This is a genomic window from Bradyrhizobium sp. USDA 4532 (genome assembly GCF_024171315.1).
Classification (GTDB): domain Bacteria; phylum Pseudomonadota; class Alphaproteobacteria; order Rhizobiales; family Xanthobacteraceae; genus Bradyrhizobium; species Bradyrhizobium australafricanum.
Window position 1 is genome coordinate 7051433 of sequence record NZ_JALJZN010000001.1, and the last position, 11068, is coordinate 7062500.

At 62.8% G+C, this 11068-nt stretch carries 7 protein-coding genes, 2 tRNA genes and 1 rRNA gene; 6 read left to right on the forward strand and 4 right to left on the reverse strand.

The annotated features are described in order from the left end of the window. Positions 1 to 27: 27 nt before the first annotated feature. Together J2R76_RS32390 and J2R76_RS32395 are read right to left on the reverse strand one after the other, a co-directional pair. A complete protein-coding gene (locus J2R76_RS32390; protein WP_057017861.1) occupies positions 28 to 819 on the reverse strand; it encodes an MOSC domain-containing protein in 792 nt (263 codons plus the stop codon). A gap of 55 nt (positions 820 to 874) precedes the next feature. Next, a complete protein-coding gene (locus J2R76_RS32395; protein WP_076827463.1) occupies positions 875 to 1390 on the reverse strand; it encodes a GNAT family N-acetyltransferase in 516 nt (171 codons plus the stop codon). Positions 1391 to 1448: 58 nt separating this feature from the next. Here J2R76_RS32395 and J2R76_RS32400 point away from each other — a divergent pair, with 58 nt between their 5' ends. The 3 genes from J2R76_RS32400 (at position 1449) to J2R76_RS32410 (ending at position 5550) form a co-directional block, all read left to right on the forward strand. Further along, positions 1449 to 2012, forward strand: a complete 564-nt coding sequence (locus J2R76_RS32400) for an XRE family transcriptional regulator (RefSeq protein WP_076827465.1) — start codon at positions 1449 to 1451, stop codon at positions 2010 to 2012. 191 nt (positions 2013 to 2203) lie between these two features. After that, positions 2204 to 4855: an ATP-dependent chaperone ClpB gene (gene clpB, locus J2R76_RS32405; protein ID WP_253625370.1), complete on the forward strand. Its 2652-nt coding sequence runs from the start codon at positions 2204 to 2206 to the stop codon at positions 4853 to 4855. A 380-nt stretch (positions 4856 to 5235) separates the two neighbouring features. Further along, positions 5236 to 5550, forward strand: a complete 315-nt coding sequence (locus tag J2R76_RS32410; RefSeq protein WP_141340954.1) for a hypothetical protein — start codon at positions 5236 to 5238, stop codon at positions 5548 to 5550. 15 nt (positions 5551 to 5565) lie between these two features. Here the strand turns inward: J2R76_RS32410 and J2R76_RS32415 are convergent, their stop codons facing one another. After that, complete coding sequence (locus J2R76_RS32415; RefSeq protein WP_057017856.1) at positions 5566 to 5823, reverse strand: hypothetical protein; 258 nt, start codon at positions 5821 to 5823, stop codon at positions 5566 to 5568. Positions 5824 to 5917: 94 nt separating this feature from the next. Next, complete coding sequence (locus J2R76_RS32420; protein ID WP_057017855.1) at positions 5918 to 7981, reverse strand: M23 family metallopeptidase; 2064 nt, start codon at positions 7979 to 7981, stop codon at positions 5918 to 5920. Between the two features lie 1008 nt (positions 7982 to 8989). Here J2R76_RS32420 and J2R76_RS32425 point away from each other — a divergent pair. The 3 genes from J2R76_RS32425 to J2R76_RS32435 all read left to right on the forward strand — a co-directional run bounded on the left by J2R76_RS32425 (position 8990) and on the right by J2R76_RS32435 (position 10877). Further along, positions 8990 to 10478 (forward strand): 16S ribosomal RNA (locus J2R76_RS32425). 211 nt (positions 10479 to 10689) lie between these two features. Continuing rightward, a tRNA-Ile gene (locus tag J2R76_RS32430) sits at positions 10690 to 10766 on the forward strand. 35 nt (positions 10767 to 10801) lie between these two features. Next, positions 10802 to 10877 (forward strand) — tRNA-Ala (locus J2R76_RS32435). Positions 10878 to 11068: the final 191 nt, after the last annotated feature.

The following is an 11068-nucleotide window of genomic DNA, read 5'->3' on the forward strand; positions in this document are numbered from 1 at the left end:
GCGGGGCGCGCACGCGCCTTGCCCGGCCTACGACGCTACAGGTCCCTCAGCGGCAATCGTGTCGCCGACGGCGGCGCCGCCATCGCTGATGATCTCGGCATAGATGCCGCACTCATTGTTGCCGAAACGCTGCATCAGCGTGTTCGGCACCGAGAGGTCGCGCGCGCCGGTGTCGGGATCGACATTGACCGCGGCGCAGCGGGTGATGCGCTTCACCACCCTGGCCCGGGCGCTGCCGATCGCGATGGTCTGGTCGAGCAGGCTGGCTTCATGCCAGGCCGGCCAGCCTTCGACATAGAGGTTGGCGCGGAAGCGCAGCGGATGGACCGGCGCCTGCACCATCTCCTCGATCGCCCGCAGGCTGGCCAGATTGATGATCGAGACCACCTTGCGCGGCACATCGGAGAAACTGTGCCCGGGGCTGACCAGCACCTTGGGCGGGCCCTTGATCTGGCCGGTATGACGATTGGCGAAATAGCGTTCGATCGCCGCGCGGCCTTCCGCGGTCTCGAGGTCGCCCTGGGCCACCATCGCGCCATCCCGGCGCAGCGTCAGCACATGGCTGTCATCGTCGAAATGGGCGCGCAGCGGCGCCAGCCACTCGTCCCGCTGCAGCATCAGGAAATGCGGCTTCGGCAGCCATTTCGGCACCGAGGGATCGAAACCGCTCGGGCCGTTCTCGATCGCATAGCGGCGATCGGAGCGGAGCGTCTCGCCGGCCTTGAGCTCTGCGTGCGGCAGCGGCTCGGGCGTGAGACCCTTGACGGGGTAGCGATAGATGCCGGTGATCCGGGCAGAGGAAGCGTGCGTGTTGTCCATTCGCCCGCTCTAGCCTGTTTGGCGTGCGAGGAGAACTGCCGCCCGCGGGAAGGTACTAGTCGGCGCGCGCCGCTCCAGGAGCGTCCAGCAGGCGTTGCATGAACACGAGATCGAGCCAGCGGCCGAATTTGCGTCCGACCTCCGGCATCCGGGCGACCTCGACAAAGCCGGCCCGCGCGTGCAGCCGCAGCGAGGCGAGATTGCCGCCGTCGATGCCGGCGATCATGACGTGCTTGCCGAGCGCGGTGGCCGCGGCGATCAGCTCGTCGACGATGATCCGGCCGAGGCCGCGGCCGCGATGATCGGCATGGATATAGACGCTGTGCTCGACGCTGTAGCGGTAGCCCGGGAAGGCCCGGAAGTCGCCGAATGTGCCGTAGCCGAGCACCGTCGTCCCCTCGACGGCCACCAGCACGGGATAGCCCAGAGCCAGCCGCGCCGTCATCCAGGCCAGCCGCTCGGCCTCGGAATCCTGCTTCTCCGTCCAGATCGCATTCGAGTTGGCGACCGCCTCGTTGAAGATCGCGGTAATCGCAGGGATGTCCTGCTCTGTGGCGGGGCGGATAATCATCGGTGGTTCCTTGACGGGCCTCTTGAACGGATCCCCATCGTCTATTATATAAGACGATATGTCAATTATAGAGGACAAGGCCGATGAGGCTCTCGGGCGGCGGGTTCGCGCCGAACGGGAGGGCCGCGGCTGGTCGCTGGCGGACCTCGCCGGGCGGGCGGGCGTGTCCAAGGCCATGCTCAGCAAGATCGAGCGGGCGGAGGCAAGCCCGACGGCGGCGACGCTGTCGCGGATCGCCACGGCCTATGGCCTGACCATGGCCGCGCTGTTCGAGGTTGCCTCACGAAATTCCCGCCTGCAGCGGGCCAAGGATCAGCCGGTGTGGCGAGATCCGAAGGCGGCCTATCTGCGGCGGCAAGTGTTCCTGCATCCGGCCAATCCGCTGGAGCTGGTGGAGATCGAACTGCCTGCGAGGCAGGAAGCCGGCTTCCCCGCCAGCGCCTATCACTTGGTCCGCCAGGTGGTCTGGGTGATCAGCGGCCGCCTCACCTTGATGGAAGGAGCGGAGCGCCACGAGCTCGCTGCGGGCGACCGCGTCGAGCTCGGTCCGCCGTCGGACATCGTCTTCCGTAACGAAACCGCTCAGCCTTGCCGCTACCTTGTCGCCATCGTGCGGCGCTGAGCTTCACCGGGCGAAATCGCAGGCTGTGGCTCTTCCGTTTTGGAACCAAGTGCCCACATCTGCGGCAAGCCTGAAAAATGATGGCGACGACCAGAGGCTGGTTGAGGAACGTCAACGCGGCCCGCGGAAACCCAATGAAGATGCCGGAACCATGCCTGAATGGGTGGTGACGGCAGGCCGAGGGAAAACGAATGAACATTGAGAAGTACACCGAGCGCGCGCGCGGATTCATCCAGTCTGCCCAGTCGCTCGCAATGCGCGACGGTCACCAGCAGTTCTCGCCGCTGCATCTGTTGAAGGTGCTGCTGGACGACAATGAGGGGCTCGCCGGCGGTCTGATCGACCGTGCCGGCGGCAATTCCGGAGCGATCCTGAAAGCGACCGAAGAGGCGCTGAACAAGCTGCCGAAGGTCTCGGGCAATGGCGCCGGACAGGTCTACCTGTCGCCGGAGCTGGCGCGTGCCTTCGATGCGGCGGAACAGGCCGCCGACAAGGCCGGCGACAGTTTTGTCACCGTCGAGCGGCTGCTGCTCGGGCTCACGCTCGAGAAGGGCAGCGAGGCGGCCTCGATCCTGAGCAAGGGCGGCGTCACGGCGCAGAACCTGAACGCGGCCATCGAAGCGCTGCGCAAGGGCCGCACCGCCGACAGTGCGACCGCCGAGAACGCTTACGACGCGCTGAAGAAATATGCCCGCGACCTGACCCAGGCTGCGCGCGACGGCAAGCTCGACCCGGTGATCGGCCGCGACGAGGAGATCCGCCGCACGATTCAAGTTCTGTCGCGGCGGACCAAGAACAATCCCGTCCTGATCGGTGAACCCGGCGTCGGCAAGACCGCCATTGTCGAGGGCCTGGCGCTGCGCATCCTCAATGGCGACGTGCCGGAGAGCTTGAAGGACAAGAAGCTGCTGTCGCTCGACATGGGCGCCTTGATCGCCGGCGCGAAATATCGCGGCGAGTTCGAGGAGCGGCTGAAATCCGTGCTGCAGGAGGTCTCGTCGGCCGAGGGCGGCATCATCCTGTTCATCGACGAGATGCACACCCTGATCGGCGCCGGCAAGACCGACGGCGCAATGGACGCGTCCAACCTCCTGAAGCCTGCGCTCGCGCGTGGTGAGTTGCACTGTATCGGTGCGACCACGCTCGACGAGTACCGCAAGCATGTCGAGAAGGATGCGGCGCTGGCTCGCCGGTTCCAGCCGATCTATGTCAGCGAGCCGACGGTCGAGGACACCATCTCGATCCTGCGCGGCCTCAAGGACAAATACGAGCAGCATCACGGCGTGCGCATCACCGACTCCGCGCTGGTGGCCGCGACCACGCTGTCGAACCGCTACATCACCGACCGCTTCCTGCCGGACAAGGCCATCGACCTGATGGACGAGGCGGCGGCGCGGCTGAAGATGCAGGTTGATTCGAAGCCGGAAGAGCTCGATTCGCTCGATCGCGACATCATCCGGCTGAAGATCGAGCAGGAGGCGCTGAAGAAGGAGAACGATGCCGGCTCCAAGAGCCGCTTGCAGACCCTGGAGAAGGAACTCGCAGGGCTCGAGGAGCGATCGACGGCGCTGACGGCGCGCTGGAGCGCGGAGAAGAACAAGCTCTCCAATGCCCAGAAGCTGAAGAGCGAACTCGACGCGCTCCGCGTTGAGCTGGCCAATGCGCAGCGTCGCGGCGAATTCCAGAAGGCGGGCGAACTGGCCTATGGCCGGATTCCCGAGCTGGAAAAGAAGCTCGCCGACATCGAGGCGCAAGCGAACAGCAAGCCGAGCGGCGGCGAGATGATGGAGGAGGCGGTCACCGCCAACCACATCGCGCAGGTCGTCTCGCGCTGGACCGGCGTGCCGGTCGACAAGATGCTCGAGGGCGAAAAGGACAAGCTCCTGAAAATGGAGGACAGTCTCGCCAAGCGCGTCGTCGGCCAGGCTGAAGCCGTGCGTGCGGTGGCAACCGCCGTGCGCCGTGCCCGCGCGGGCCTGCAGGATCCGAACCGGCCGACCGGCTCGTTCATGTTCTTAGGCCCCACCGGCGTCGGCAAGACCGAGCTGACCAAGGCGCTCGCCGCTGACCTCTTCAACGACGAGACCGCGATGGTCCGCCTCGACATGTCCGAGTACATGGAGAAGCACTCGGTCTCGCGGCTGATCGGCGCGCCTCCCGGCTATGTCGGCTACGACGAGGGCGGTGCCCTGACTGAAGCCGTGCGCCGGCGGCCCTACCAGGTCGTGCTGTTCGACGAGATCGAGAAGGCGCATCCCGACGTCTTCAACGTGCTGTTGCAGGTGCTCGACGACGGCCGCCTGACCGATGGTCAGGGCCGCACCGTCGACTTCCGCAACACGCTGATCATCATGACTTCGAATCTCGGTTCGGAGTTCCTGGTGAATCAGCCGGAGGGCGAGGACACCGCGGCGGTCCGCGATCAGGTGATGGGCGTCGTGCGGGCGCATTTCAGGCCGGAATTCCTGAACCGCATCGACGAGATCATCCTGTTCCACCGCCTGCAGAAGAGCGAGATGGGCCGTATCGTCGAGATCCAGTTCGCGCGGCTGACCAAGCTGCTCGAGGATCGCAAGATCGAGCTCACGCTGGACCCCAAGGCGCGGGACTGGCTCGCGGAGAAGGGCTGGGATCCGGCTTACGGCGCCCGCCCGCTGAAGCGGGTGATCCAGCGCAGCGTGCAGGATCCGCTGGCCGAGATGATCCTCGCCGGCGAGGTCAAGGACGGCGATCATGTCGTGATCTCGGAGAAGGGCAACGTGCTGACCTTCAACGGTCAGGTGCCCAAAACCGCCGAGATCGTGCAGTTCGAGGCCCCGGTCTCGAAGCGCAAGCTGAACTGAGCGTTTCGATAGCGAAACCGGATGCGGCCTGGCGACAGGCCGCATCCATCGCCATGACATCGGCGGGCCGCATGCGACGGAGTTCCTGTTCGGCGGCCGGTTTTGTGAGCCCGAATTAATGAAACCGCCTCGGGACGGCGTTCGTTTTCATCCTGATGATCGGCTGGCGTGGCAAACGTCCCGCGCAGCTGCAAAGGGAAGTATTCGGTCCGAATCGCATCGCTGATTCGCGCGCCGCCTTGCATCATCCTGCAAAGCCACACCTCCGGTCGCCCTCAGCAGCAGGCGAATTGCATGAGCAGAGACCTCATTGCCCATAACCGGCCCGTCTATGACGATCTTCATCCCCGCGTCTACGGCGTAGCCGCCGGTGGTTCGCGGTGGCGGCATGGATATTGTTCGACCGTCAGGACGACGTCGAGCTGTCGCTGATGTTCGTCAGCGTATCGCTGTTCGTCGCGGTGCTGTTGCCGTGGGTGCTTTCGCTGATCCGGCAGAAATACGACGATCGGCACAACCTGCATCAGCGGTCGATTCCGTTCCGGGAGTGGCGGACCGGCGAATTCGCGGTCTGGGGCAGCACGATCAACAGCACCCATGCCACCATCGACATGCTGCTCCCGCTCGCATCCGTGGCGTTCGGGCTGACCGCGATCGGGATCGTGTTCCTGATCTGCGCCAGCCTCGCGCCGTAAATCTTGCCGGACCCGTCATTCCGGCGGGGCGATGGGCGGTGACGGCTCGTCGTCCTCGCCGGGCTCGAGTTCGGACAGGATATCGACCAGCTCGCGGGCGCGGCCGGTGGCCAGCGGCTTGCCGGCATTGATCAGCGGCTCGTCATTGGCGAGCCAGGCTTGCGCCTCGGCAAGCTCGGTGATCGTCGCCCCCGACGCGATAATCCTCGCGATCGTGACGTCGTCGGCGGAGCCGACGGCCTTCAGCACATCGTCGCGGGTGAGGCTTGCCATGCGCGCCTCCTCTGCAAGGTTTACCTAAGCGGACAAAGCCTGACGGGCGCGGATGGTTCCGGATGGAACGGCTTCCTGAGCGAGGTTTCCGCCGTCAGCGGTTGGTGGTGGAGCGCGTCTGCGACGTGGAACTGGTGGCGTCCGAGACGATTCGCGAGCTGCCGCGGCTGGACATCTGGGCCTCGATCCGGTCGCGCTCCTTCTCGAAGTTCGCCAGCATCGGGCCTTCGAGCGAACGGCCGCGCGGCAGCTTCACGCGCATCGGGTCGACGAATCGGCCGTTGACCAGGATTTCGTAGTGGACGTGCGGGCCGGTCGACTGGCCGGTCGAGCCGACGAAGCCGATCACCTGGCCCTGCCGCACCTTCTTGCCGATCTCCATGCCCTTGGCGAAGGCCGACATGTGGCCGTAGGCGGTCTCGTAGCCATTGGCATGCTTCATGCGGATATATTTGCCGTAACCGCCCTCGTATCCGACCTTCTCGAGCACGCCATTGCCGGACGCGAAGATCGGCGTGCCGTAGGCGGTGGCCCAGTCGACGCCGGTGTGCATCTTCACATAGCCGAGGATCGGGTGGCGGCGGCCGCCGAAGCCCGAACGCATGATCGCGTTGTTGACCGGCTTGCGTACCAGGAACTTCTTCGCGCTCTTGCCGGTCTCGTCATAGTAGTCGACGAGGCCGTCGTCGGAGCTCTGGAATCGGTAGTATTTCTTGGTTTCGCCGCCCACGGTCAGCGCGGCGTAGAGCACTTCGGTCTTTTCGGTGCTGGTGACGCCCTCGTCCTCGCCGGCAAAGAACACGTCGAACGAGTCGCCGGGCTGGACCTTGCGCTGGAAATCGACGTCGTAGGAGTAGATCTTGACCATGTCTTCGATGACGGTCGGCGGCACCTTGTTGCGCAGCGCGGTCTCGTAAATGCTCTGATAGAGCCGCACGCCGCTGCCATCATCCTCGTCATCGTCGCTGGAATTGTCGGCGGTCTCGGTGACGGTGTTCATGCTCTGCACGTCGACGGCAACGTATTTGCCGAGATCGGACAGCGCAGCGACGGCCTCGATGACGGATTCGTTGGCGACGATCACGCGATAGGGCTGCAGCCTGACATTCGGTCCGGGCGCGGCCGGCGCCATCAGGATCCGTACCTTCTGGCCTTCCTTCAGGCCGCCCTCGCGGCCACGCGGGCCGAGCGTTGCGGCGATCGCCTTCGCCTCGTCGGGCGTTGCGCCCTGATCGCGCAGGATCGAGGTGATGCTGTCGCCCTTCCTGACGAGGTGAACCCGCTCGCCGACCGGATTGCCGCCGGTGACCTGCTCTTTGGTCTTCGGCAGCAGGGTGACGTTTTCCGGCACCACGCGGGTCTCGAAGCCGGCATAGGGATCGGAGGTGTTGCCCTCGGTGGCGTAGGCCATCCTCATGTCGGGGCCGGCGCCGCTCGCGTCAGCCGCGGCATTGGCGAGTGAAGCGTAGCGCACCGAGCCGCCGGAGCCGCGCCAGTTGGCGGCGTCGCGGACCCGCATCAGCACGTCGTCGAGCGCGACGACCGCGGCGAGCTTGGCTTTCGGCAGCACGGAGCCGAGATCCTTGGTGACGAACGAGACCTCGGCGTCGGGCTCGGCCGCCGCATTCGGATCCTCGGCCGCCGCCGGCGTGTCGGAGCCGACATCGGTCAAGAGACGCTGCGCGTTGAACGCAGGGATTTTTGCCGACAGGTCGCTCGTGGTCATCGAGAGATTGCCGGAAATTCGGATGAAGGGCCGCACCCGCATCACGTCGCGATTGCCGACGCGGGTCACGGTCGACACGCGCACCAGGCTGCGGGAGGCGGAGGATTCGCTGGGCGGCGGCAGGCGGTCACCCTTGTGCAGGCTGACGACGCGATCGTTGCCGGTGAACGCGCCGCGGAGCGCGCCTTCGACACGCTCCGGCACCTTGGCGAAGGTCATCTCGCCGTCGAGCGACGCAAAAACGGCGCCGCCGATCAGGGCCGCGCCACATAGTCCAGTCAGAATGGTGCCGCTAAACCATTGGACGGAGACACGGCGACGGTCGATCACCGCGGCCTCGGTGCCGTCGACTGAAAGCGGCGGCTCGTGACCGAGATCGATCATCCCGGTCTCGCGCCCAATTCCGCTTCCGCGTGACGCCCGTTGGCTCAACCCGATATCCCCCCAAATTCCAGCAACTGCGATCGACCTCAGCTCGTCCTCGTCCCCACCTTGATCCCCCGAAGAGGAATCGCGGCAGTGTGGCGAGCTACACGCATCGAATTCGAGAAGCCGATGGCCATTAGCTAGCCGCGATCTCGAACGTCAATGGTGTGCAGATCTCTCGATGTTGCTCGGCCGCGAAGGGAAGAGGCGACGGATTTTTGGAGAAAATCGCCTGGTCCCCCAGAAAAACCGCCCCAGCCCCCACAGGTTACGAGCGGTTCAATGCATTCGTTATAGCCAGAACGTCGCAGGATTGTGGCTCAAGTGCGGCATTTGAGGTGGAAAAGCTTCCCTGAAAGCAGGTCGATGCGCGCCGCCCGGCCCCGGGGCGGTCGGAACCCGTTTTGGAGGGCCTCACGGGCCGCCCGGCGACGAACTTTTTTTAAAGTTTTTTGCCGCGAGGGCTGGCTGGCGAATTTTTACCTCCGACCTAAGCCACGGAAAGCACGAGAATTTCTTCGCACTGCACAAGCGATTTGGGCGTGCGACGATTTGTTGACAATGGCCGTTGACAATCCCGAGGGGTGCGGACTATAAACCAACCACTGAGCGCGGCGCCGCCGGGTCACTGACCAAGGCGAGCGAACGCGCCACTGATGCTCCTCACTTCGATGAGTGACACAACAGCCGACATAAATCGGTTGAAGTTCACCGTCGGCCGGTGAAGGGTAGAACCACCCTCCAAGGGTGTGGGGTCATCGGATCCCGGGCTGTTTGACAAGTGAAGATGAAGAAAGAGAAACGTGGACGGCGGAGTCCTTGCGTCTCTCGGAATACTTGAAAGCTTCGGCTTTTGACTTCTGAGAGTGGACGAAAGACTTCGGCGGTACACGTTTTAAAGGTTACACCATCGCTGCCAACGATGTGAATCGCAGGCGGCTCGTTGACTTCGGTCGACGAAGAATGGTGGGACCTCGTCAAACGTTGTGATCAGCCGGTTCAAGGTTTCAAGTCCAACTTGAGAGTTTGATCCTGGCTCAGAGCGAACGCTGGCGGCAGGCTTAACACATGCAAGTCGAGCGGGCATAGCAATATGTCAGCGGCAGACGGGTGAGTAACGCGTGGGAACGTACCTTTTGGTTCGGAACAACTGAGGGAAACTTCAGCTAATACCGGATAAGCCCTTACGGGGAAAGATTTATCGCCGAAAGATCGGCCCGCGTCTGATTAGCTAGTTGGTGAGGTAATGGCTCACCAAGGCGACGATCAGTAGCTGGTCTGAGAGGATGATCAGCCACATTGGGACTGAGACACGGCCCAAACTCCTACGGGAGGCAGCAGTGGGGAATATTGGACAATGGGCGCAAGCCTGATCCAGCCATGCCGCGTGAGTGATGAAGGCCCTAGGGTTGTAAAGCTCTTTTGTGCGGGAAGATAATGACGGTACCGCAAGAATAAGCCCCGGCTAACTTCGTGCCAGCAGCCGCGGTAATACGAAGGGGGCTAGCGTTGCTCGGAATCACTGGGCGTAAAGGGTGCGTAGGCGGGTCTTTAAGTCAGGGGTGAAATCCTGGAGCTCAACTCCAGAACTGCCTTTGATACTGAAGATCTTGAGTTCGGGAGAGGTGAGTGGAACTGCGAGTGTAGAGGTGAAATTCGTAGATATTCGCAAGAACACCAGTGGCGAAGGCGGCTCACTGGCCCGATACTGACGCTGAGGCACGAAAGCGTGGGGAGCAAACAGGATTAGATACCCTGGTAGTCCACGCCGTAAACGATGAATGCCAGCCGTTAGTGGGTTTACTCACTAGTGGCGCAGCTAACGCTTTAAGCATTCCGCCTGGGGAGTACGGTCGCAAGATTAAAACTCAAAGGAATTGACGGGGGCCCGCACAAGCGGTGGAGCATGTGGTTTAATTCGACGCAACGCGCAGAACCTTACCAGCCCTTGACATCCCGGTCGCGGACTCCAGAGACGGAGTTCTTCAGTTCGGCTGGACCGGAGACAGGTGCTGCATGGCTGTCGTCAGCTCGTGTCGTGAGATGTTGGGTTAAGTCCCGCAACGAGCGCAACCCCCGTCCTTAGTTGCTACCATTTAGTTGAGCACTCTAAGGAGACTGCCGGTGATAAGCCGCGAGGAAGGTGGGGATGACGTCAAGTCCTCATGGCCCTTACGGGCTGGGCTACACACGTGCTACAATGGCGGTGACAATGGGATGCTAAGGGGCGACCCTTCGCAAATCTCAAAAAGCCGTCTCAGTTCGGATTGGGCTCTGCAACTCGAGCCCATGAAGTTGGAATCGCTAGTAATCGTGGATCAGCACGCCACGGTGAATACGTTCCCGGGCCTTGTACACACCGCCCGTCACACCATGGGAGTTGGTTTTACCTGAAGACGGTGCGCTAACCGAAAGGGGGCAGCCGGCCACGGTAGGGTCAGCGACTGGGGTGAAGTCGTAACAAGGTAGCCGTAGGGGAACCTGCGGCTGGATCACCTCCTTTCTAAGGATGATCCTTCAGATCAGCTCACGCTATCTATCGGATCGTTTTAGAAACATTCAGGGGCCAACAGTTTCAGGATTGTTGAGCTCCATTGGCGGGATTTCGCCGTCTTCGTTTCTCTTTCTTCGCGGACGAACACGCGCCAGGGGCTGAGCGCTGTGCGATGTACCGACTTCAGGTTGAGTGCGCGCCGGCATGTCTCTCGTGTTAGGGGCTTGTAGCTCAGTTGGTTAGAGCGCGCGCTTGATAAGCGTGAGGTCGGAAGTTCAAGTCTTCCCAGGCCCACCATTTTGATCGAGTGCGGAGCATTCGTCTTCTGGTACGGGGCCATAGCTCAGCTGGGAGAGCGCGTGCTTTGCAAGCATGAGGTCGTCGGTTCGATCCCGTCTGGCTCCACCAGATGGAATTGAAGCTCGATAGCGCCTCGTTCATTTCGTCCGCGAAACATCACTTCGCACTCATTGGTCCGGATGGACGGTGACGTGCGTGTTTTCTGACATCGTAAAGAGGAGATCGATCCGAGTTTGGATCAAGCGAAGCAATTCGCCTGAGCCATTCATTATCTCCGGGATCATTTCGGCGCTCGCTTC